This is a genomic window from Rossellomorea sp. NPDC077527, from assembly GCF_044542955.1.
GTDB classification, from domain to species: Bacteria; Bacillota; Bacilli; order Bacillales; family Bacillaceae_B; genus Rossellomorea; species Rossellomorea aquimaris_E.
Map to the genome: position 1 here is coordinate 249,531 of NZ_JBITVL010000004.1, position 23,370 is coordinate 272,900.

At 42.6% G+C, this 23,370-nt stretch carries 27 protein-coding genes and 1 riboswitch; of the genes, 1 reads left to right on the forward strand and 26 read right to left on the reverse strand.

The window, feature by feature from the left end:
- Window positions 1-73: 73 nt before the first annotated feature.
- The 21 genes from ACIGG7_RS15655 to ACIGG7_RS15755 all read right to left on the reverse strand — a co-directional run bounded on the left by ACIGG7_RS15655 (window position 74) and on the right by ACIGG7_RS15755 (window position 18,604).
- Complete coding sequence (locus tag ACIGG7_RS15655) at window positions 74-640, reverse strand: TetR/AcrR family transcriptional regulator (protein ID WP_397550217.1); 567 nt, start codon at window positions 638-640, stop codon at window positions 74-76.
- 34 nt (window positions 641-674) lie between these two features.
- The gene (locus tag ACIGG7_RS15660) at window positions 675-2,270 is read right to left on the reverse strand and encodes a long-chain-fatty-acid--CoA ligase (protein ID WP_397550218.1); all 1,596 of its coding nucleotides are present in this window, start codon (window positions 2,268-2,270) and stop codon (window positions 675-677) included.
- Window positions 2,271-2,316: 46 nt separating this feature from the next.
- Window positions 2,317-3,066: an SDR family NAD(P)-dependent oxidoreductase gene (locus ACIGG7_RS15665; protein ID WP_224941324.1), complete on the reverse strand. Its 750-nt coding sequence runs from the start codon at window positions 3,064-3,066 to the stop codon at window positions 2,317-2,319.
- A gap of 19 nt (window positions 3,067-3,085) precedes the next feature.
- The gene (locus tag ACIGG7_RS15670; RefSeq protein WP_397550219.1) at window positions 3,086-4,315 is read right to left on the reverse strand and encodes an acyl-CoA dehydrogenase family protein; all 1,230 of its coding nucleotides are present in this window, start codon (window positions 4,313-4,315) and stop codon (window positions 3,086-3,088) included.
- A 36-nt stretch (window positions 4,316-4,351) separates the two neighbouring features.
- Window positions 4,352-5,125 (reverse strand): SDR family oxidoreductase, encoded by a 774-nt coding sequence (locus tag ACIGG7_RS15675; protein WP_397550220.1) that lies wholly within the window; start codon window positions 5,123-5,125, stop codon window positions 4,352-4,354.
- 176 nt (window positions 5,126-5,301) lie between these two features.
- A complete protein-coding gene (locus ACIGG7_RS15680; RefSeq protein ID WP_224940699.1) occupies window positions 5,302-6,687 on the reverse strand; it encodes an L-cystine transporter in 1,386 nt (461 codons plus the stop codon).
- Between the two features lie 103 nt (window positions 6,688-6,790).
- Window positions 6,791-7,432 (reverse strand): thiamine phosphate synthase, encoded by a 642-nt coding sequence (thiE, locus tag ACIGG7_RS15685; protein WP_397550221.1) that lies wholly within the window; start codon window positions 7,430-7,432, stop codon window positions 6,791-6,793.
- Complete coding sequence (gene thiD, locus ACIGG7_RS15690) at window positions 7,429-8,232, reverse strand: bifunctional hydroxymethylpyrimidine kinase/phosphomethylpyrimidine kinase (protein ID WP_397550222.1); 804 nt, start codon at window positions 8,230-8,232, stop codon at window positions 7,429-7,431. Before thiD ends, thiE begins: the two co-directional genes overlap by 4 nt.
- 18 nt (window positions 8,233-8,250) lie before the next feature.
- Window positions 8,251-9,267 carry a thiazole biosynthesis adenylyltransferase ThiF gene (locus ACIGG7_RS15695; RefSeq protein ID WP_397550365.1) on the reverse strand — a complete coding sequence of 339 codons (1,017 nt, stop codon included), beginning with the start codon at window positions 9,265-9,267 and terminating at the stop codon, window positions 8,251-8,253.
- A gap of 2 nt (window positions 9,268-9,269) precedes the next feature.
- On the reverse strand, window positions 9,270-10,034 hold the full coding sequence (locus ACIGG7_RS15700) for a thiazole synthase (protein WP_397550223.1): 765 nt from the start codon (window positions 10,032-10,034) through the stop codon (window positions 9,270-9,272).
- A gap of 1 nt (window position 10,035) precedes the next feature.
- On the reverse strand, window positions 10,036-10,239 hold the full coding sequence (thiS, locus tag ACIGG7_RS15705; RefSeq protein WP_397550224.1) for a sulfur carrier protein ThiS: 204 nt from the start codon (window positions 10,237-10,239) through the stop codon (window positions 10,036-10,038).
- Entirely contained in the window at window positions 10,230-11,342 is a 1,113-nt protein-coding gene (gene thiO, locus ACIGG7_RS15710) for a glycine oxidase ThiO (protein WP_397550225.1), read from the reverse strand. The genes thiS and thiO overlap by 10 nt, the downstream gene beginning before the upstream one ends.
- On the reverse strand, window positions 11,326-11,967 hold the full coding sequence (locus tag ACIGG7_RS15715; RefSeq protein WP_397550226.1) for a thiamine phosphate synthase: 642 nt from the start codon (window positions 11,965-11,967) through the stop codon (window positions 11,326-11,328). The genes thiO and ACIGG7_RS15715 overlap by 17 nt, the downstream gene beginning before the upstream one ends.
- Window positions 11,957-12,760, reverse strand: a complete 804-nt coding sequence (locus ACIGG7_RS15720; RefSeq protein WP_397550227.1) for an energy-coupling factor transporter transmembrane component T family protein — start codon at window positions 12,758-12,760, stop codon at window positions 11,957-11,959. The genes ACIGG7_RS15715 and ACIGG7_RS15720 overlap by 11 nt, the downstream gene beginning before the upstream one ends.
- Complete coding sequence (locus ACIGG7_RS15725; protein WP_397550228.1) at window positions 12,757-14,184, reverse strand: ABC transporter ATP-binding protein; 1,428 nt, start codon at window positions 14,182-14,184, stop codon at window positions 12,757-12,759. The genes ACIGG7_RS15720 and ACIGG7_RS15725 overlap by 4 nt, the downstream gene beginning before the upstream one ends.
- Window positions 14,185-14,196: 12 nt before the next feature.
- On the reverse strand, window positions 14,197-14,775 hold the full coding sequence (locus tag ACIGG7_RS15730; protein ID WP_397550229.1) for an ECF transporter S component: 579 nt from the start codon (window positions 14,773-14,775) through the stop codon (window positions 14,197-14,199).
- Complete coding sequence (gene tenA / locus ACIGG7_RS15735; RefSeq protein ID WP_224940689.1) at window positions 14,768-15,469, reverse strand: thiaminase II; 702 nt, start codon at window positions 15,467-15,469, stop codon at window positions 14,768-14,770. The genes ACIGG7_RS15730 and tenA overlap by 8 nt, the downstream gene beginning before the upstream one ends.
- A 118-nt stretch (window positions 15,470-15,587) precedes the next feature.
- A riboswitch (TPP riboswitch) is annotated at window positions 15,588-15,695 on the reverse strand.
- Between the two features lie 267 nt (window positions 15,696-15,962).
- Window positions 15,963-16,562 (reverse strand): response regulator transcription factor, encoded by a 600-nt coding sequence (locus ACIGG7_RS15740; protein WP_224940688.1) that lies wholly within the window; start codon window positions 16,560-16,562, stop codon window positions 15,963-15,965.
- Entirely contained in the window at window positions 16,559-17,695 is a 1,137-nt protein-coding gene (locus tag ACIGG7_RS15745) for a sensor histidine kinase (RefSeq protein WP_224941322.1), read from the reverse strand. Before ACIGG7_RS15745 ends, ACIGG7_RS15740 begins: the two co-directional genes overlap by 4 nt.
- Window positions 17,696-17,833: 138 nt before the next feature.
- Entirely contained in the window at window positions 17,834-18,031 is a 198-nt protein-coding gene (locus ACIGG7_RS15750) for a hypothetical protein (RefSeq protein ID WP_397550230.1), read from the reverse strand.
- A gap of 291 nt (window positions 18,032-18,322) precedes the next feature.
- Entirely contained in the window at window positions 18,323-18,604 is a 282-nt protein-coding gene (locus tag ACIGG7_RS15755) for a DUF6509 family protein (RefSeq protein WP_224940686.1), read from the reverse strand.
- Window positions 18,605-18,777: 173 nt separating this feature from the next.
- On the opposite strand from ACIGG7_RS15755, the gene ACIGG7_RS15760 reads away from it, so the two are divergent.
- Window positions 18,778-19,083 carry a hypothetical protein gene (locus ACIGG7_RS15760; protein WP_224940685.1) on the forward strand — a complete coding sequence of 102 codons (306 nt, stop codon included), beginning with the start codon at window positions 18,778-18,780 and terminating at the stop codon, window positions 19,081-19,083.
- Between the two features lie 426 nt (window positions 19,084-19,509).
- Here the strand turns inward: ACIGG7_RS15760 and ACIGG7_RS15765 are convergent, their stop codons facing one another.
- From ACIGG7_RS15765 to speD, 5 genes are all read right to left on the reverse strand, one after another.
- Complete coding sequence (locus tag ACIGG7_RS15765) at window positions 19,510-20,097, reverse strand: branched-chain amino acid aminotransferase (protein ID WP_224940684.1); 588 nt, start codon at window positions 20,095-20,097, stop codon at window positions 19,510-19,512.
- 43 nt (window positions 20,098-20,140) lie between these two features.
- A complete protein-coding gene (locus ACIGG7_RS15770; RefSeq protein ID WP_397550366.1) occupies window positions 20,141-20,893 on the reverse strand; it encodes an exodeoxyribonuclease III in 753 nt (250 codons plus the stop codon).
- 233 nt (window positions 20,894-21,126) lie between these two features.
- Window positions 21,127-21,426, reverse strand: coding sequence for a rhodanese-like domain-containing protein (locus ACIGG7_RS15775; RefSeq protein ID WP_397550231.1), 300 nt, complete (start codon window positions 21,424-21,426; stop codon window positions 21,127-21,129).
- 120 nt (window positions 21,427-21,546) lie between these two features.
- Window positions 21,547-22,344, reverse strand: coding sequence for a TIGR00266 family protein (locus ACIGG7_RS15780; protein ID WP_224940682.1), 798 nt, complete (start codon window positions 22,342-22,344; stop codon window positions 21,547-21,549).
- Between the two features lie 144 nt (window positions 22,345-22,488).
- Window positions 22,489-23,301 carry an adenosylmethionine decarboxylase gene (speD, locus tag ACIGG7_RS15785; protein ID WP_224940681.1) on the reverse strand — a complete coding sequence of 271 codons (813 nt, stop codon included), beginning with the start codon at window positions 23,299-23,301 and terminating at the stop codon, window positions 22,489-22,491.
- Window positions 23,302-23,370 lie beyond the last annotated feature (69 nt).

The following is a 23,370-nucleotide window of genomic DNA, read 5'->3' on the forward strand; positions in this document are numbered from 1 at the left end:
CGCCTTCTTCCTTTAAAAATACTAACCAGTCGGTATGTTGGAGGCAGAGGAATTGATTGAACCGCTCCCCCCTTTATTCTGATTCAATTCCTTTTAAGACCATATCGACAAACGTACCGGCTATTTCTTTATCCGTTTTCTCCCCACCCGGCTTATACCATTGATAGCTCCAGTTCATCATGCCGAGTATACCGAAAGCGACAACGGAAACGTCAAAGTCGTTTCGGAAATCTCCGGACTTTCTTCCTTCTATCAAGAGCTTTTCAATGTTGTAGCGGTACATATCACGTTTTGGTTCGATTTGGTCCAGGCTCTCATTACTAAGATGTCTCATCTCCCTAAAAAACACTTTCGCACTGGCTCCCTGCTCTTTGATGTCCACAATGGAAAGATGAATGATATCAAAAAGTTTCTCACGGAATCGTTTGCTGTCATCTTCCAGTATTCTTTCCTGTTTGGACAATAAGCCATCTATATATCTAAGGTGAATTTCCTTTAAAAGCTCTTCTTTACTGGAGAAATAATAATAAAATGTACCTTTTGTCACTCCGATCGATTCGACTATGTCCTGAATGGAAGTGACGGTAAAGCCTTTTTCATCAAATAACCGCACTGCTTGTTCTGTCATTTTTTCTTTCATATGAAGTCCCCTCAATCTGCAAATATCAACTGAATTATATCACACTTTCCCGGAGGGCCCTTCTTAAGATCTTCCCTACACTCGTCTTTGGAAGTTCATTCCGAAATTCGATGATCCTTGGTACTTTGAATGAAGACATATTCTCTTGGCAAAACCTGATCAATTCTTGTTGTGACACCTTTTCCCCCGACTTTAACACGATCACGGCTTTCACGGTTTCTCCCCGATAGGAATCCGGGACCCCAATCACGACAGCTTCCTGTACGCACGGATGTTCATAGATGACTTCTTCCACTTCCCGGGGATACACGTTATATCCTGAAGCAATGATCATGTCTTTCTTGCGATCTACTATCGATACATACCCTTCTTCATCCATCCGGGCAATGTCTCCTGTGTAAAGCCATCCATCACGAAGGGCATTGGAGGTTTCTTCAGGTAAGTTCCAGTAGCCCTTCATGACTTGGGGGCCTTTGATGATTAGTTCTCCTATATCACCAGGAGGAACTTCCTTCGTACCAGTAGCCAAATCAACTACCTTATAATCTGTAGATGGGAGGCCGATTCCGACGGTTCCAGGCTTTCTTTCTGCAAATGCGGGATTACAATGGGTCGTCGGAGACGCTTCGGACAAACCATACCCTTCCAATATTTTTGCCCCTGTTTTCTTCTCGAATTGGTTTAATAGCTCCACAGGCATGGGAGCACTGCCGCTATTGCATAACTTGATCGAATCAATTCCATATTCTTCTGCATAGGGGTGGTTGGTAATCGCCACATACATGGTCGGCACACCCGGAAATAGCGTAGGTTTCTCCTTCTTAATCGTTTCTAACACTTCTGAGAGCTCGAAACGCGGCAGCAGGATCATTTCATTCGCAGAATAGATGGAAAAATTCATGCATGAATTCATACCAAATACATGAAAGAAGGGAATCACACTCAGACTTCTCTCTTCCCCTGTTTTAATACTATCTTTAAAAAAGTTTTGACTCTGTATGACATTTGAAAGAATGTTGCTATGCGTAAGCATCACTCCCTTTGACACGCCGGTCGTTCCACCCGTATATTGAAGAACTGCCACATCTTCTGGCTGTATGGATATAGGAGCAAGCCCTTCGTCTCCATCCTTTAAGAATTCATCAAACGTGTAGTCCTTATCTGGTGTTTCACTTTGGAAGCTGACTACGATGATCGTTTTCACCTTTGTTTCTTTTTGAATGGACTTTATGATTCGATAATAGCGGTCTAATACAACGATTGTCTCAGCCCCTGAGTCATTTAGTAAGTGAATGAGTTCCCTTTCAACGGACATCGGATTCACCTGTGTGACAATACCACCTACGGTAAGGATTCCATAATATGAAATGACATATTGTGGACAGTTAGGGAGCATGATGGCAACCCGGTCTCCTTTCTTTGTCCCTATTTGCTGGAGGGAAGAAGAAAACAATGTAACGGCACCTTGAAGTTCACCATACGTCATGCGCTTTTGATAGAAGCTTATACAAGGATGCGCAGGGTACTTGGAAGCAGTTTGTTGGAGCATATCTGGTATTGAGAAATCAATTGCCGGGATATCAGTCTCGAACGATTCAGGGTAATGAGCGTGCCAGGATTTAGTTGTCACAGTATCATTCCTTTCATTTCAAATTATTCATACACCTTTGTCTTGTCTAATAGATTAATCCACCACCATCTACTGATAATGTGGCTCCCGTGATAAATGATGCTTCATCCGAAGCCAGAAACAAAATCGCAGATGCCACTTCATCCGGGTTTCCAATCCTCCTGAGGGCATTGGATTGAGAAATGACCGACCATTTCCTTTCATCCCTCTTCCACCCCTCAATGATGTTCGTATCGATGACACCAGGAGCTACAGCATTCACCCGGATACGATCTTTTCCGTACTCCAGTGCGGCATTTTGTGTCAACAACACCACTCCGCCTTTTGCCGCATTATAGGCTGATACGTATTTTCTTCCCTTCAATCCGAGAAGACTGGAAACGTTCACGATGACCCCACCCTTTTTCACCAATTCCGGTACAGCATATTTCATCCCCAGGAATATGCTTTTTAAGTTGGTATCAAGGACATCATCCCATTCTGATTCTTCTAAATCGACACCTCTGACTTCCGACTGTCCGATTCCGGCATTGTTAACGAGAATATCCAGACTTCCAAACTGCTCGACCGTATTATGTACGAGCTTTTGAATGCTTCCACTTTCTCTTACATTTGTCCTTACATACAGTGCACGCCCATTTTTTTCCTTGATGAGTCTTACTGTTTCTTCCCCACTCGATTCATCCAAATCTGCCACGACCACAGATGCCCCTTCCTCAGAAAACCTTAGAGCTGTCGCCCGTCCAATTCCACCGCCTCCTCCTGTTATGATCGAAACCCTTCCCGATAGCCTCATATTCAATCACTCTCACTTCTTAGCTCTCTACCAGAGAGGCTTTTTGATATTTTTTCAGTTCTAATTTTGCGAGTTGTGCACGGTGTACTTCATCGGGCCCGTCGGCAAGACGTAATGTACGGGCATTCGCCCATTGTGCAGCCATGGAATGATCTCCTGATATCCCTGCAGCCCCGAATGCCTGAATGGCGCGATCTATCACCCGTAAAGCCATCGAAGGAGCCACAACCTTTATCATTGCTATTTCCTGTTTAGCTAGTTTATTCCCAACGGTATCCATCATGTAAGCGGCTTTCATGGTCAGCAGTCGTGCCTGTTCGATTTCAATCCGTGAATCCGCGATCCATTCCCTGACTACCCCCTGACTTGAGAGCGTCTTACCAAACGCTTCTCTATCTTGAACACGCTTACATAAATCTTCAAGCGCTCTTTCCGCTGCACCGATTAGACGCATGCAATGATGGATCCTGCCTGGACCTAATCGACCTTGGGCAATGGCAAAACCTTTCCCTTCTGCCCAAATGATATTCTCAAGGGGCACCCGCACATCAGTAAAGGTGATTTCCCCATGACCATGAGGAGCATGATCATAACCGAAAACAGGTAGCATCCGTTCGATTTTCACACCCTTCGCGTCCAGAGGTACGATAATCATGGATTGCTGTTCATGACGATTTGCATCAGGGTCTGTTTTTCCCATCAAAATTGAAAACTGGCATCGGGGATCTCCAGCACCGGAAGACCACCATTTCCTGGCATTTATGATGTATCCATCTCCATCCCGTACGATACTTGACTTAATGTTTGTTGCATCAGATGAAGCGACATCAGGCTCGGTCATGGAAAAGCATGAGCGAATTTCACCGTTCAGGAGCGGCATAAGGTATCGCTCCTTTTGAGCAGAAGACCCATACCTCTCTAACACTTCCATATTCCCTGTGTCGGGGGCACTGCAATTAAACACTTCCGGTCCAATCAGGGACCTCCCCATGATTTCACAGAGTGGTGCGTACTCTACATTGTTCAGTCCAGCGCCAAGGTCACTCTGTGGAAGGAATAAATTCCACAACCCCTGTTTCCTTGCTTCGGATTTTAACTCCTCCATGATGGGCGGGACGGCATTCCAGCGTGTTTCTTGCTTATTAAGCTGTTCATCATATAGTGATTCATTCGGGTATACGTAATCTTCCATAAACCGGGATAGTTTATTTTGATATTCTTGTACTTTTGAAGAGTAGGAGAAATCCATGACATCCATCCTTCCTTATTGAATAAATCTTACTTGTTACATGGCTGATGAGCCGCCATCCACCACAAGGACCGAACCCGTAACAAAATCAGATGCACGGGCAGCCAAGAATAGAGCCGCTCCTTTTAAATCATCTTCGCTGCCGAATCGATTTAATGGCGTACCTTCTAAAATGGCTTCCCCGGCATGGGAGAGGATTCCCTTTGACATTTTTGTCGGAAAGAAGCCTGGTGCAATCGCATTAACATGGATGCCACGAGATCCCCATTTCACGGCAAGATCCTTCGTGAAGTTGATGACCGCTGCTTTACTTGTACTATATCCGATGGCATCCATATACCTTGGGTCCGTACCTTGCAGCCCAGCTACAGACGCGATGTTGATGATTTTCCCTTCATGCTGCTCTAACATCAACTTTCCTACGGCCTGTGACATAATGAAGGTCCCATTCACATTTACATTCATGACTTTATGCCATGCCTCAAGAGGCATTTCTTCTGCAGGCGCCCCCCATGAAGCTCCGCTGTTATTCACCAGGATGTCTATTCGGCCAAATGCTTTTTTGGTTTCATCCACAACCCTCTCGACATCTTCCGGATTCGTGACATCACATTGAAAAGAAAGAGCTTGAACACCCATACCCTCTAAATCTTTTTTGACTTCATCACATGCATCTACATTTCTTGAACAGACTACAACATTGGCCCCTGCTTCAGCAAATCCTGTGGCGATCTGCTTTCCAAGACCCCTTCCTCCTCCAGTCACCAGTGCCACCTTACCTGATAAATCAAACAAGTCCTTTACATTCATATTCCTGCCTCCTTATTCCATACATTCAATCCACACCAAAGATACTAACCAGTCGGTATGTTAATTCTATAGTAAATAATATAGTCTGAATTTTCAATCATAACCACTTAAAAAAGATGTGATTTTCCTTTCCTTATCAAAAAACTGGCTCATACTAGTATGAGCCAGCCCTATTTTTAAGCTTCCGCTTCAATCATTTCTTTATTATAGGTTTCAGTATCCAGTTCTCCCGTTACCTTACTCGTTATGATACCCGATGTCATCGCACCACTCACATTAACGGCTGTCCGCCCCATGTCGATTAAAGGCTCTATCGAAATCAAAAGGCCCGCTAACGCTACCGGCAGATCCATGGCAGATAGAACGAGGATAGCGGCAAAGGTTGCACCGCCACCAACTCCGGCGACACCGAAGGAACTGATGGCCACGACAGCAATAAGTGTGAAAATAAATGAAGGGGTAAAAGGGTTGATTCCAACCGTTGGCGCGATCATGACGGCAAGCATTGCCGGGTATACACCGGCACACCCATTTTGCCCGATGGATAAACCGAAAGATCCCGAGAAGTTGGCGATCCCTTCTGACACACCCAGTTTATTCTTCTGAGTTTGTATGTTAAGGGGCAGTGTCCCTGCACTGGACCTGGAGGTAAAGGCAAAAGCCAATACGGGAAGCACTTTTTTCACGTACGTGACCGGATTCAGTCCAGTAAGTGTCAGCAAGATTAAGTGGATCAAGAACATGACGATCAATGCGATATAGGATGCTCCTACAAATTCACCCAGCTTCATAATGGCATCGAAATCACTCAGTGCCACCGTTTTTGCCATAATGGCAAGCACTCCGAATGGCGTCAGCCTTAATACAAGGGTCACAATTCTCATCACGACCGCATAGATTGAATCCACGATTTTTTTGAAAGATTCAGCCGTATCAGGTTCCTTCCGTCTGACCCCTAAATAGGCGATACCGATAAATCCTGCAAATATCACGACAGCAATGGTCGATGTGGCTCTTTCTCCGGTCAAATCAAGGAAAGGATTCTGAGGCAGGAGCTCCAGGATTTTTTGAGGGTAGCTTTGACCTTCTAAAGCCGCAGCCCTTTCCTCTAGTTGAACACCCCTTGCCGCTTCGGCATTTCCTTGATCGATTTGGATGGCTTCCAAATCGAATGCTGCGGTTGTTGCAATTCCGACTGCAGCAGCAACAGCCGTCGTGCCTACAAGCAACCCGATAATCAATACAGATATCTTTCCTAGATTAGAAGATTGTTTCAGCTTTGTGAAAGCTGATACGATTGACACGAACACGAGAGGCATGACAATCATTTGAAGAAGCTTTATATAACCTGTTCCAACAATATTGAACCATTCAATCGATTGGGTTACATTTTCATCGCCTGCCTCATACACCCACTGTAAACCGAGTCCGAAAACAATCCCCAGTCCGAGCGCGGCAAACACCCGTTTTGAAAACGAAACATTTTTTCTTTGCATATGAAATAATACACCAATGAGAACAAGAAACACCAAAATGTTCAATAAAACAAACCAGACATTCATTCAAAACCCTCCCTCTTATCGTTGATGATGATACAAGTTAGACCGGGGTCTACTGTATAGTATGATAGGGGAGGGCAAGATATGTTGCTTTGTCCGATAAAAGCTATGATTTTAACAAACTATTCTGGACCGCTTGAAAAAGAGTGTGGGTTTGCTCTGGCTGTTTTGAAATCGCTGAAATGACCGCTACACCATCTGAGCCTGCTTCCATTACGTCTTGGATATTGCCGAGATGGATTCCTCCAATCCCGACTAATGGGAGAAGAATTCCTTCCGCTCGCATTGATTCAATCACCTTTGGCCCTTGAACGTTTCTACAATCATTCTTTGTTGTTGTATGAAACATGGGACCCACCCCAAGATAATCCGCACCTGACTCTACTGCGAGCTTGGCTTCTGTCACATTATGGGCAGATACCCCAAGTAATCTATCCCCCATTTTTTTACGGACTACCTCGACTGATTCGTCTTCTTGCCCTATATGTACACCATCTGCATTCATTGACAATGCAAGCTCCACATCATCATTGATGATAAAAGGAACACTGTGTTTTTGACACAATTGTTGGAGTTCAAGAGCCAGCTCCATCTTGGGATGCCCTTTCAGACAACGAATCCCCTTTTCACGAAATTGAAACATGGTAACCCCGCCTGAGAGAGCATCTTCCAACACGCGGACAGGAGATCTTTCACAATTTTGGCTGCCCATGACAAAATATAGCTTTAAAGAGTCTCTCAGAGTCATACTTTCAAACCTTCATGGTAAGCCCAGTGGTTCGTTGGACCGTGCCCGCTCCCGATCCCGAGTGAATGCGTAATAGCGGCTGATATAAATTCCTTGGCAGTCTGGACTGAATCATAGACGGTGTTCCCTTTTGCCAGTTCTGCCGTAATGACTGCAGAGAACGTACAGCCTGTTCCATGCGTATGGGGTGTAGAGACTCTTGGACTCGTAAACTCATAAAATCCTTTGCCGTCATAAAGAATGTCAGTTGCATATAAAGATTGAGGCTGGTGACCACCTTTAATGACCACATGTTTTGCCCCCATCTCGTATAGGTCCACCGCTGCTTTCCTACAATCATCAACATTCACTATCTGTCTCCCAGTTAAAGCTTCTGCCTCAGGTATATTGGGAGTGATGACGTAAGCAACCGGGATCAAACGATTCAGCAATGTTTGAATGGATTTTTCTTCTAATAAAGAAGCACCGCCTTTCGCAATCATCACAGGATCCACTATAAGCTTTTCCCAGCCGGAGGAGCTGGCAAAATCCGCAACAGATGCAATGATCTCTTCATTCACTAACATTCCGGTTTTTACCGCTTGCGGTGGTAAATCTTCAGTTACAGAAGTCAATTGTTCTATGACTCCAGATACCGACAATGGAAATACCCCCTGTACTCCTTTTGTATTTTGAGCTGTAACGGCTGTAATGGCAGACATCCCATAGACATGACATGCATGAAAGGTTTTTAAATCTGCTTGTATACCGGCGCCACCACCGCTATCCGATCCTGCAATCGTCAACGCTTTATTCACCATTTTATATTCACTCCTTTTTCAACCAAAGTAACGGTGATAAACTGATTTTGCTTCCTTTATTTCTTTCGTTCCATGGACAAGCGCCCGTCCATCATAGAATAAGACGACCCTGAGGGAATCTACTTTGAACCTAATCAAATAAGGATTCCTTTCCACTTGCTTGCCTTGGCTCTCAAGTGTTCTTGAAATGTCCAAGAGGTTAACAGAGTGCCTTGAAGCTGGCCGGATTTGAACAGAATCCCGTCCACATAGGACGGCCGTTTTGGTTTGATTCTCATATCGAAGACTTGGGTATGTTCTATGAACACCACATGAAGGACATTCTTCTCGCTTCAACTTACTCACATCCAAAGACGTATGCTCATTTTTCCATAAATCGAAAGAGAAGACCCTGTGGCTAAGAGCTTCATAGTCTTCCACTAAAATCTTTAGTGCCTCTGTCGTTTGATAGGCGACCACCTGTGAGACGGCAGGACTGATAATTCCTGCTGTGTCACAGGTCAAGCCCCCAATAGGAACTTCATCCAGTAAACATGAAATACACGGTGTGACATTGGGAAGAATCGTGAATGAAATTCCATAGCTCCCCACGCAGGCTCCGTAGATCCAGGGAATGGAAAGTTTTTGAGATACATCATTGATGATCATTCTCGTATCAAAGTTATCTGTTGCATCGATGATCAGGTCCACACCCATGGCCATGTTCAATAACTCTTCAGGCATGACGTCCAGAATATGTGCTTCGATGTCAACATTTGAATTAATCTCTTCCAGTCTTTTTTTGGCAGCTATCGCCTTTGGAAGGCGACTTTTTGCATCTTGCTCATTGTAGAGCTGCTGTCGTTGCAGATTGCTCCATTCGACGTAATCACGGTCCACAATCGTCAGTTTTCCAATACCGGCACGAACGAGGATTTCCGCGTTCACTGTTCCCAAAGCTCCTGCTCCAATTATGAGCACATGTTTACCCCTTATTCTTTCCTGGCCCTCTGTTCCAATAGGCGAAAACAAGATTTGTCTGGAATATCTCTCCACATTCAAACACTCATCCCCTCCATCGGACTGCTTGCTGATGCATAGCGCTTTCGGGGAATTCTCCCGGCTTCATATCCAAAACGGCCACCCTCAATGGCAAGTCTCATGGCATTGGCCATTTTAATTGGATCTTTCGCTTGTGACACCGCCGTGTTCAACAACACAGCATCTGCTCCCAGCTCCATAGCATAAGCAGCATCTGCAGGTGATCCAATCCCGGCATCAACGATGACCGGTACATTTGCCTGCTCAATAATGAAGCGAAGATTTACCGGGTTAACAATTCCCTGTCCCGATCCGATTGGTGATGCACCGGGCATAATGGCATGCGCCCCCAACTCTTCCAATTTCCTTGCAAGAACCACATCATCGGATGTATAAGGGAGGACCGTGAATCCTTCTTTAATCAATTCTTCTGTAGCCTTCAGTGTTTCCACGGGATCGGGCAACAATGTTTTATCACACCCAATCACTTCCACCTTAATCATGTCACAAAGTCCTGACGCTCTGGCTAACTGTGCATGCCGCACCGCTTCATCCGCTGTTTTTGCGCCAGCCGTATTCGGTAATAATGAGTAGCTCTCCAAGTCGAGTTTTTCTAAGAAGTTGGGTTGGCTGGGCTCGAATATATTCATTCTCCTGACCGTAAACGTAAGAATTTCTGCACCAGAAACCTCAACCGCTTTCTTCTGAATATCAAAATCAGGATATTTCCCTGTTCCTAACAATAATCTGGAATGGAATGTATAGTTTCCGATTTTCAACATGTCAACCGCCTCCTACAAATTGGACTAATTCAATAGTATCTCCGTTTTCAACTGCTGCCTTTTCATGTTCTTCTTTTCTTAAAATGGTGTGATTCTGTTCAACCATAATCGTTCGATTCTTCAGTTTGAAATGGTGTATAAGTTCTTCTATCGTAGTGATTGTGTCAGGCACTGTCACCTGCTGTCCATTTATCCTTAATTCCATTTTCTAGAACTCCCAACGTATGAATGTAGTAATGGATTCTCTTTGCCTTCCAATAGGTCTGCCATCATGACTCCGGTGATGGGAGCAAGGAGAATGCCATTTCGGTAGTGGCCTGTTGCAATGGAGAGCCCTTCCCACCTTTCACTCCTTCCGATCATTGGAAGTCCTCCGTGTGTTTGAGGCCGTATCCCTGACCAGGCTTTTTCCCAATCGGTATGGATAAGGTCTGGAAGAATTTCTGTAGCTTTCTTCATTAAACTCATCATTCCGCTAACGGAAATGCTTTCATCAAAGGTATTAGCGTGTTCTGTAGCCCCTATTAGTAATCGTCCACCCACCTTCGGAACAATGTAGCAACCCTCAGTGAAAATGGTCCTTTCCACCAATTCCCGGGGACATTTCACCGAAAAGCATTCACCTTTGACTGGAAAAGAGTGAAGTGTTAAACCGATTTTCCCCAATAGTGATTGACTCCAAGCACCGCCTGCAACGATTATTTCAGATGCAGAATAGGAACCGATAGACGTTTGAACTCCCGTTATCCTGCTTCCTTCAACAATAAAATCATATACATCCGTATACTCCTTGACATCAGCCCCTAATCTGACTGAAGCGATCCCCAACGCTTCAGTTAGTTTCGGGGCCGAGACGTTTCCATCCCGTGGAATGAATAAACCACCGGCCACCTGCTTCGAAAGATGAGGCTCGAAGGCTGATAGCTTAAGAGGGGATAGCCATTCTACCTGTTCATCCTGTTCCGTTTGGGAGGCGACAGTTACTAAATTCTGTGCCTCTTCCTCTGTCCTTGCAAGTTTGATCATTCCATTTTCAACATACTCAATATCCATACCGGTTACTTCTTTTAATTCCTGTGCAAGGGCAGGGTACAAATTACGGCTGTTCTGCGCCAGTCGATAGAGGGGACTGCCCCCCGTTAATTCAGTATGTACTCCAAGCATTCCAGCTGCGGCTTTGGAGGCCTTGGATGCTAATCGATTCTTCTCCATCACCAATACTTTTTTTCCTCTTTTGGAAAGCTGATACGCAATGGAGCAGCCGATCACACCTCCACCTACAATCAACACATCATATTGTTTCGCCAAGCTGTTTCACCTCCTTATGGATTGCTTTATAGTAAGCCCGGGCTGCTTCTAGAGGGTCTTCAGAAAGGAAGATACCTGACAAGACCGCGATACCCTTTGCACCGGTTCTAACAATGTCATCTACTCGTCCGGGTGTAATACCCCCGATGGCCATAACGGGAAGGGGAATGTTCAAAACAATCTCTTCCAAATTTACAATCCCTTTCCCTTTCTTCCCTGGTTTCGACGTTGTATCATAAACATTTCCATAAAGGAGAAAATCTGCCCCTTGTTCATATGCCAGAAGGGCTTCTTGCATACTGTGCACCGATGACCCGATTTTCAAAGATGGGAAAGCCTTCTTCACTAAGCCAACAGGAGCACTATGATGTCCAAGTTGAACCCCTCTTACATGTTTCATACAAGCGATGTCTGCACGGTCATTGATACACAGTTTCCTTAACGGCACTCCCACAGCCGTTAATTCTACAACGGCTTCAATCAACTCAGCTCCTGTCCAGCTTCTTTCACGAATATGAAGCATATCAATATAGGGGTGAATGGTTCTCGAGATTTTCACCAATTCTTCCCTTGATTGCTGACCAGTGGAAATGACATGTAATCGTCTTCTTTTTTCAATTTCCATAGCGAACATCTCCCGTCGGAAAAATTGGTAGACTAATAGAAAGGAAGTAACTTACTAAAATCATGAGAATGATGCTCCCGATAAAATACGCATCAAATTTCGAAAAGCCGACTTTGTAGAAATAGGTCCTCTCCCCATCGCCAACGAATCCTTTCGTTTCCATTGCAACCGCTATTCTGTGTGCCCTTCGGATACTTTGCGCCAATAAGGGAATGGAGTAAGCTTGTATTTTATGAATTTGATGCTTCATTCCTTTTTGTTCTCGAATCCCCCTGACTTTCAAGGCATTTCCAATCGTATTGAATTCTTCCAACATGATGGGAATCAGCCTTAGTCCGGCCATAAAACTATAAGCATACTTCGGCTTTAGGCGTAATTGTTGCATGAGTGAATAAAACAGCAGGACAGGTCTCGTTGTAAGAGCAAATAAGAGGCCTAAAACAGCAAATACAAATGCTCTCAATCCTATATGAACCCCCCTGTAAAAACTTTCCTCCGTCACTTCGATCAACCCCCACGTAAGCCACGTTGTCTCTCCTTTCCCAAACATAATCATTGAGGATGCAGTAGACAGAAAGACAAGGAAAAATGGCAAGACCAGTAGCAGCACTAATTTCCTTGAGTATCCTGAGAACGACCACAATAAGAGGAAAGCGAACAATGTCAAATACATAAGACAATTAAGGTAATGAACAAATAGTAAAAATACAAAAAGTCCGATCATCACGATCAATTTCAAGCTCGGGTTTATGTCATGGAGCCAGGTATGTTTATAAACAAATTCCATATTCACAGCGCTTTTCTCCTTGCTACTTCTACATCCACATCTTGAAGCAATCGTCCTTTTTCAATTGTCCATACCCTGGATGCAAAGTGTTGGATGATTTTATCATCATGAGTCACCATCAAAATGGTTGCGCCTTCACGCTGTAACTCTTGGAGCATTTCAATCAGTGCGAAGGTATTTTGTGCGTCCTGCCCGAAGGTTGGTTCATCCAATAATAGAATCTCCTTATTGGGAACGATGGAAGCTGCAACACTTAATCTGCGTTTTTGCCCCATGGATAGCGTATATGGATGATGAAACTTATATGGATCAAGCATGAATCGCTGGAGTAAATTTTCCACATCTTTCTCAACACACTTTTCATCTAATTTCTTCAGCCGAAAACTGTAAGCTACTTCGTCAAAAACGGAATGTGTGACAAACTGTAATTCGGGATTTTGAAAAACAAACGCACAATCTTTGGGAACCTTTTTCCCCTTCACCTGCATTCCATTTAGTTCGTACGTCCCGCTTGTATGAATGAATTTCATTAAGCTGTGAAGTAATGTTGATTTCCCTGCACCATTCCTTCCTGTAATGGCAATCCATTCTCCTTTCCGGATCGCAGCATGCGGCAGGTGAATCTTCTCTTTTTTTTGAATATAGCCTTTAAAGTTTTCCATACTTGCAATCACTGGTCCAAACGAAGGAATCTCCCTCTGGCATCGGGATGACAGATATTCTTCCCACGCGCCCGGATACCAAACACCTAAAGACCTCAACGTTTCTTTGTAACGGCTTAGGATCCATTCTTTCGTTCCATCCGCCATAATGGTTCCATCTGCATCGAATAGAATGATCCGATCTATAATTTCCAGAACATGATCGAGTTTATGCTCTACAATCACTAGGGTTTTGTCTTTACAAATCTCTTTGATTGTTTTCCAAACAGACGCTGTGCTTTCCTCGTCCAACAGTGAGGTCGGTTCATCCAGGAATAGAGTATGGGGTTCTAGAGCAAGAACAGAGGCAATGGCCAACTTTTGCTTCATACCTCCTGATAATGTTGAGATTTTCGTATGGGGATCTTTCATCTCCAGTCCCACTTCCGATAACAGCCTGCGAATGGTCTCTTTCATCTCCTCTCTCTTGATTTGTAAATTCTCCAAGACAAAGGCCAATTCTTCATCTACAAAGGGCATACAAAATTGAGAGTCGGGATCTTGAAATACATATCCATATGAATCAGCTATCTCCATGTTGGAAGCTCTCATAGGGACATCCACAGACCGGGGGATCACCCCGGATAAAACATGAAGAAGTGTTGATTTACCACATCCTGATGGACCCAATAGCAATACTTTTTCCCCTTCATTGATTGACAGACTGACATCATTAAACATCCGTTTTTCCGATCCGGGAACTTTAAGTCGAAGGTTTTCAACATGCATAAAGTTCACCTCTTAATGATGCAATGAATCGTACTCTTCTTGATCAGCACGCCTTACAAGACTTGTGACTCCGGTTTTCTCGAGGGCCCTAACCAAATAAAAAGATCCTGCACCGGCGATGACAATCGAACCAAGTAATCTCGCAACAATGAATAAGGACAGATTCCAAAGGGCCAAATCTCCAATATATCCTTTCATGTAGTCCATAAAGATGGAACCACATGCAGAACCAACTGCCGCGAAACATATAATCGAAAGATCATAGCGTTTATATTTCGTCATAAAGAAAAACAACTCTGCCATCAACCCTTGAATGATTCCAAATAAAAGCACCTCCAGTCCCCATTCTGAACCCATGAGAAACTCCCCGGATGAAGCGGCGATTTCGGCTAAAAGGGCCACTCCCGGTTTTCGGATAATCAAGAATGCCACTGTGGCCGCCATGAACCACATTCCATAGATGAATTGATCCGCATGTAAACCGATTGGCTTCATTAAGTTGTAAAATGGTCCCCAAAGTTTATAAATAACTCCAAACATGATGGAAATGACTACTGTTACTAAAATATCCGTCAGTTTTAATTTAGACATGCTGCTCACCCCTTTTCTTTCCGGCATCCAGAGCAAACGGCCATTTTTCAAGAGTATAAGCCATTTCCCAAAACTGTAACTCATAGATGCTGCTCAAAATGAAATTTTCTTTCATTCTTTCTTTATCACATGCGCTCATTGTTTCTGCCAATTCATCAAGACGATTGATTTGTTCTTCGACTAACTCTTTGAACCATTCCCCTCCATATGCCTCAATCCATTCCTGATAAACCGGCTCTTCCGGAGTGCATGATTTCAAGCGTTCCCCTATCTCGTAATAGAGCCAGTAGCATGGGAGAATCGCCGCCAAGATATCCGCAAGACCTCCATATCTCGCAGAACGATACATATGCGACGTATAGGCATATGCTGTGGGAGCCGGTTTGAAATTCTGTATTTCCTCCTCCGTGATACCTAATCGTTTCGAGAAATTTTCATGAAGTGAAAGCTCTGCTTCATTTGTTCCTACAGCGTGCGATGCCATTCGTGATGTAGTATGTAGATCCATTGCTTTTGACGCACCGAGCGCCTGCACCTTCGAGAAATGTGAAAGATAATAGGCATCTTGCAAGAGGTAGTACTTGAACTTCTCGATGGGGAGCGTTCCATCCCCGATCCCTTTGACGAAGGGATGATGGAAGCTCGCGTCCCAAATTTCCTTGACTTCATTTCGTAACACCGTTGAAAATGACATTATTTCCTACTCCTTTTCCAGACGACCCGAAATGGGCAACAAAAAAAGCCACTTTCCATGATGCATACCGCATACAGAAAGTGGCTTGAGATCAGAATGATAGAATCGTATTCTCCGTGACCTTCAAACACCACTTCCCTCCGCTGGTCTCAACCAGATCAGGTTCAAAGGGTCTTAAAGTCACACTTTAATCTCAGCCTTTTAGAAGGCACCCCTAGTGGATCGTCTTATGAAATTTTGTTTTCGATGTTATCGTATCATGATTCATTTCGTTGTCAACACAAATAGCACAAATCATAGTTTTTTATCAGTTACAAATTGACCCTTGGATGCAATGACATCAAAAGATTTAGCAGTTTTCATTTTTGATGAAATATTTTTTTCTAAAAAAATTCGTCAGTCCCTTTATCTCTTCTTTTTAGAATAGAATAAATATTCAATATCATGCTAGACCATAAAGGGACGAACCTTGTTAAAAGGTCCGTCCCTCGAATTATTTAAACCACCCTTTTTCTTTCGATTGTGTGATGGCTTCGATTCGATTTTTCACTTCAAGCTTGTCGAGTATGGTAGAGATATAATTCCTGACAGTTCCTGTTTTAAGCTGTAGTTCATCGGCGATTTCCTTTGTGTTTTTCCCGTCGGCAACAAGCTCCAGTACTTCTTTTTCCCTGTCTGTAAGAGGGTTCTCTTCACTGTAGACATCATCCATTAGCTCAGGTGCATAAATGCGCTTGCCATCCATCACAAGTCGGATCGAGTTCGCCAGTTCTTCACTAGGACTGTCCTTCAACAAATATCCTTTCACTCCACCTTTGAGCGCACGCTGGAAATAACCTGATCTTGCAAAAGTAGTAAGGATGATCACCTTGCAATCTTCCCCCTTTAATTCCTCAGCTGCTTCAAGGCCGGTCTTCTTGGGCATTTCAATATCCATAATGCATATATCAGGTTTAAGTTCGTGGACGAGGGCAATGGCTTCTTCTCCATTGCCCGCTTTTCCTACCACTTCCATATCATCTTCCAAACTTAAAAGCGAACCCAGTGCGCCCAACAGCATCCGTTGATCTTCGGCAATCACAATTCGAATCATTCCATTCCCTCCCTATCTGTCTGCTTGATTACTTTTGGCACCCGCATAATCAAGGTGGTGCCTTCATCCGAAACAATGTCGAGACTGCCATTCACAAATTCCAACCGCTCTCTCATTCCGATCAGACCGCTTCCTCCTGACTGTGAGTAATCACTTCCGATCCCTACACCGTCATCTTTCACCAAGATGGTCATCTCTTTATCCGATTCTTCAATAAGGAGTTCACAGTAGGAAGCCTTACTATGTTTGACTACATTCGTCACTGCCTCTTTTAAGCACATGCTTAAGATGTTTTCCATAAAGAGAGATGCTTGTGGAAGGTTGCTTTCTTCACACAAGATGAATTCGATATCAGCTGCCTTTAAGAGCTGTTTGATCCTGACAATCTCATCCTTCAATCGGATTCCCCTCATCTGGGAGACCATTGTCCTGACCTCACTCAATGCGGTTCTTGCCGTTTGTTGAACATCTTGCAATTCATTTCTTGCCTGTTCTGGATCTTTATAGACCAATTTTCTCGCAAGGTCACTTTTCAAACCAATCAACGAAAGTTTTTGACCCAGCGTATCGTGGAGGTCCCTGGCAATCCTTTGACGTTCTTCCTGTTTGACAAGATCCGAAATTCGCTTATTTGCATCTTCAAGCTGATCTTCAAGCTGTACTTGTTTATTCCGGTTATAAATATTGAACGGCAGCAATATCACGCTGATCCATATGATCAGAATGAACGGAAACTGAGATAGGAACAATTCATCCTGCAACACAAAGTTATAGTTGATCGAAGCCGTTGTCAGCACAAGATGGATAATGTAAAGTGTCAAAAAAGCAACGCGATTTTTAATATTTCCGTTATAGTAGGCTATGTAAAAAGCAAAATATATAAAATTAAATTGTATGGTCATTGTAATGGAGATCGCAATGAGTATCGATGTCCATAAATAAACGGGCCAATCTTTAGAGATGAAGGCGAAACGTAATGAAATAAAAAACGCAATGGTCAAGAAAATCCCTACCGCAATTTCAATCGTAGAGGAAGATTGAAAAATAAAGTAAAAGGGCAGGATGCTGATAATGCTCCATATGTAGGGGGAGATCCCTGAACCTCTTTGAATATTGATTATTTTCTTCGGCATTTGCATGCTGGAAACCTCTTTTACTTTCAATATTTTAAATATGTCTCCTATATTATGACATAAATAATCCGGATTTTCATTTATAGCTCATGATAAACTGTTTAACTCTTGCTGCTTTGCAGCAACCAAAATATATGGCTAGTATTTCCGATTTTGAATTTTTTTTTGCTTCTCCATGACCTCATAGGATTTGTGTATGATGTCTGTTAAGACGTCACCTTTGTACACTCTGCCAATTTTCGTATTCTGCTGATAGTATTCTACAATTTCATCCAATTTCTCTGATGTTTCTTTATCAACCCTTACATTAAGTTGCATTCTTCCTTGATTTGACAAGGTTCGCACTCCTTTCTATCAATATGATATCATCTGCTAGCACATTATTATCAATAGTATATCAAATGATATCATTGAGATACACAGTACAAATGTCATATAAATTTTAAAATAGATGAATCGTTTTTTCACTTTCTCCAAATACTTTTAACACCATTCTTTCTTCGATTTACTCATTCCATTTTTTACATCCAATACCCATGCAAACATATTGATCTGAATCATTGAAACTGGTAAAAAAGCATCCTCCCTACTCATTAACCAATGGAAGGGAGGATGCTCTGCATCATTTTATTCGATATGTTCTTGGCAGTATTGCAAAATGAGGCTTTCTTCTTCTTCTTCTAATTCAAAATCCATGATGGTCTCAGTGTTTCTCTCAATGATCGTGGATTGTACGATTCTCGCTCCATTCTCATCCCGAACAAAAATGGCCTTTATGTAAATACCCTGTTCTGAATACAGGTCATCATCCTCTGGCACTTCGACATCAAGCATCACTTCATAACGGTCTCCACTTAATATACCAGTTGGATCTTTTAATTCCTCAACATGGTGGTTGGTAATATTCATCGTTCTAACTTCCTTTCAATCTGAAACATGTTTCGTTCATCTTTCTATTATACACCTTTAATCGCCCAATTTAAAAATGTATACTCTATCTCAGTGAAAAAGGATATGAATAGGCTTCCTTCTCCAACTTCGTTATAATACAGATAGTATCATTGTTTAAGGAGAGAATATTAGTGAATTCTAAAGAAATGCAAGAAAAAATCATCCAAAATTATCAGAAGGACGAGCATATGATGATCCTTGTATTTGCACAATGGTGTGTGAATCATGATCTCGATCCTACTGAGCTCTATCAAAGAGCCTATCCCCAGCAAGGAAAAAATCCTGCCCTGCAGCACGGAATCGACTTGACCGTACCTAAAGAGGAATCAGAAGATATTCCAGACAGTACATTACTTGGCGTCCTTTCCCTTTTCGGAAACGAAGACCTTGCTCATGTCGTGACAGAAGAAATCAATAAGCGCACAAAGAAAAGGTGAAGAACAAAGAGGGACGGACCTGTTGAAGGTCCGTCCCTCTTTGTCGCTCCATATAAAATCAAAGTAGTAACGAATGATGTGGACTAAGGTTGGTGATATTGGCCAAGCTGTCAACACGATTTAGGTATCTATCTTTTCTTGATCACCGATTTGAAGATCCTGTTTTAATACGAAATCGTCCAGCTGCCTATAAAACCAATGATGCTGAAGATTAGCCCTGATAGTACCCTAAATGTTCAAACCAAGTTGTGATTAAAAAGGATATGTAAAATAGGATACTTCTGTGGGATTCGTTACATGAGATCATCAAACACCCCCTCTTCCACTTGGTCTATGAAGGAAAGTTATTCGACTACGATCTGATCAAATCAAACAAGGGAAAAATAAAATCCCCCTCGAATTCAATTATTCAGGAGGATTACCTTATTAAGCCTCATCCACGTTTTGAATGAGCCTAAACAGGAATTCATAGATAAGCTCATAAGCTTCCAGCATTGAATACTCTTCTTTAAATTCCGGAAGTTCATTCAAAGTAAAATTCAAGTCCCACAACCCATCTTCACCATTAAACAACAAATCAAATGATGATTCAACTTCAAGGGACTCTTCCAAATACCGCTCAATCTGACTCCTATACTTCTTTTGGAGTCTTAATCCAAGCATTGCATCATACGTCCCGAATACGTCGTCCACTTCCAACGAAACGGCTTCCACTCCAATCACCTCGAACCATTCGGATTCAAGGTAAATGAATTCTTTTTTATGCTCTCTCAAGTAGCTGAGGGGTTGTCCAAGAAATGTAACAGCTTCCTCACTGATCAGTTCTTCTGTTTCTTTATCACAACGCTCGATATACGCATCCTGAAAACGTGAATCTTTATCTGGAGAAGTAATCTCATCAACGTCCAGTAACCCTTGCTTTACCACATATTCCTTCTCCAAATCAAACAAAGGCACAGTACCTTCAGATTCTTTTATTTCCTCAATGAATGGTTTCAATCTTTTCTGTAACATTCTTTTCCCTCCTTAAACATTCATTCTTTTTATCATGTTTGTACTATTCTATCTCTAAGTATACAGGACAATGGTCGCTTCCGAGGATATCAGAGTGAATTTCAGCTTTTTTTATAGAACGTGATAATTGTTCGGAGACAATAAAGTAATCAATCCTCCACCCGATATTTCGCTCACGCACATTACTCATATAAGACCACCAACTGAAGGCGTCATCTTTGTCGGGATAAAGATATCGAAAACTGTCGGTGAACCCTTCATGCAGTAACAATGTCATTTTACCCCTTTCTTCATCGGTGAATCCCGAATTTCCTCGGTTGGACTTATCATTTTTCAGGTCGATTTCAGTATGCGCCACGTTTAGGTCCCCGCATAGAATGACCTGCTTATGTAGATTCAATTCTAGGAGGTAAGCTCTTAAAGTATCCTCCCACTCCAAGCGTTCCTCGATCCTCGAAAGATCTCTTTTAGAATTGGGCGTATACACATTCACCAAATAAAAGGATTCAAATTCACATGTAATGATCCTTCCCTCAGCCTCTATTTCATCGTCGTTAAAACCATAGCTGACAGCCAGAGGCTCCCGTTTCGTGAAGACCGCAGTCCCTGAATATCCCTTTCGGATTGCATAGTTCCAATACTGATGATACCCATTTAAGTCCAGTGAAATTTGACCATCCTGAAGCTTCGTTTCTTGAAGACAAAAGATATCCGCATCCATACGGTGGAAATAATCTAAAAACCCTTTTTTCACACATGCTCTAATTCCGTTTACATTCCAGGATACCAGCTTCATAGTCATTTTTTCATCTCCTTTACTCTCAAAACACCTCTTATTATCCTACCATAAAATCCACTTCCGTCTATTATTATACTGAAATAACACCTGAGATTTCTTATATTATATCGATATAATATCATCTGTTTAATGTTGTTTTCTCACAATAAAAAACCATGCGATGCATGGTTTTTTATTGGATTATGATCAATCCATTTACTATTATTTTTTCCTTTTAGGATCTTTAGTGATTAGTTTGTCGGACCTTCCCAAGACATCATGCCACCAGTCATATTGATCACATCAAACCCTTGATCTTCAAGAAATTGTGCGGCTTTTCCGCTTCTCCCCCCTGATCGGCAGACCATGATATACTCTTTTGTCTTTTCTAATTCATTCATGCGACTCTCTATTTGCCCTAATGAGATGTGCTTCGCGCTAGGAATCATCCCCATTGCCACTTCGTCATCTTCACGTACATCTATGATGTTTAGAGATTGATTTTCGTCATTCAATAATTCTTCAACCTGTTTAGCTGTTAAGTGTTTCATAGCTTGTACCTCCTCATTTGTTTTCAGTGCTTATGTACACATAATATACCTATAAGGGTATTTTGTCAATCACAATGTAAAAAAGCACTTCCGCTGCAGGAAGTGCTTTTAACACATCTATCAATCGTCACCGTTGAGTAGGTCACCAAGTCCACCAAGTAAACTTCCTTCACCCGTGGAACGTCCTCCACCTGGGGCGTTGGCATAAATCCTTTCCGCTAACCGACTGAATGGAAGTGACTGGATCCAAACTGTACCAGGACCACGGACTGTTGCAAAAAACAATCCTTCTCCCCCTAAGAAAGCAGATTTAATTTTGCCGACATATTCTATGTTGTAATCCACTTCTTTCGTCATGGCAACTAAACAACCTGTATCGACTCGTAACACTTCTCCTGGCTGAAGCTCTCTTCTGTGGATGGTTCCACCTGCATGGAGAAAGGCCAACCCGTCTCCTTCTAGCTTCTGCATGATAAAGCCTTCCCCGCCAAAGAAGCCTGTACCTAATTTCTTTTGAAAGTCAATTCCGACAGATACTCCCTTTGCCGCACAAAGAAAAGCATCCTTTTGACAAATCACTTTACCGCCTAATTCGCTTAAATCAACCGGAATGATCTTTCCTGGATATGGAGCAGCAAAGGATACATGCTTTTTACCCATGCCCTCATTGGTGAATACGGTCATGAACAAACTCTCGCCAGTCAATATACGCTTTCCGGCACCAACTAGCTTGCCAAGAAATCCTCCTGCACCCCCGCCTTGAGATCCATCACCAAAGATCGTCTCCATTCCTATTCCATCTTCCATCATCATCATGCCACCAGCTTCCGCTACGGCACTTTCACCTGGATCTAATTCTATTTCGACAAACTGCATATCATCCCCGTGCAATTTGTATTCAATTTCATGTGAATTCATTCCATAATCCTCCTCTATTCTCATGTATATTTACCTATTCTTCAAGAGGATGGAGATTTCCTTCTTAACATCTATTTTCATAATAATAAGATTTCGAACAAAAAACCCCTTCGCAGAATGGTGCACAAAGGGGGTTTGACCTTCCTATGGTCTGGGGATGTTTTTACCATAAAAGATTTCATCCATTTCCATCTTAACTTTATCCGTAATTTCGTCGACCTCATTTTCTTCAAGTTTGTCCTTTGTATAACCGAATAAATAGTTGTTTAAATCAAATTCCTTCAGCTTACATTTTGTGTGAAAAATATTTTGAGGATAGACATTCACGTCAATCATGTCATACTCATCCTTGATTTCTTCGGGAATGTAATTCTGGATCGAGTTGATATCGTGATCAATGAATAGTTTTTTTCCATTAATATCCCTTGTAAACCCCCTCACCCGATAATCCATCGTCATGATGTCTGTGTCGAATGAGTGGATCAAGTAGTTCAACGCCTTTAAGGGGGAAATTTCTCCGCATGTTGATACATCAATATCGGCCCTGAATGTAGAAATCCCTTCATGAGGATGATACTCTGGGTAGGTATGCACGGTAATATGGCTTTTATCAAGATGCATCGTCACCGTAGAAGGCAATGGACCGGGTGATTCATCAAAATGCTCCGTCGGCACTTCGACGATCGGTCCTTCCGATACCAGGATTGTCACACTTGCCCCTTGGGGAACGTAGTCTTGCTTCGAAATATTCAACACATGAGCTCCGATAATATCCGATACATGTGTGAGAATCTTCGTCAATCGATCGGCGTTATACTGTTCATCGATGTATTCAATGTATGCTTCCCGTTCTTCCCGGGTCTTTGTATAGCAAATATCATACATATTAAAACTTAATGATTTTGTTAAGTTATTGAATTCATGGAGTTGAATACGTTCTTCATGAGATAATTTCATTGTGCATTTCCCCTTATATGTAAAATTTGTGAGTATGCCCTATTCACTTATCTTACCCAGACCCTACCA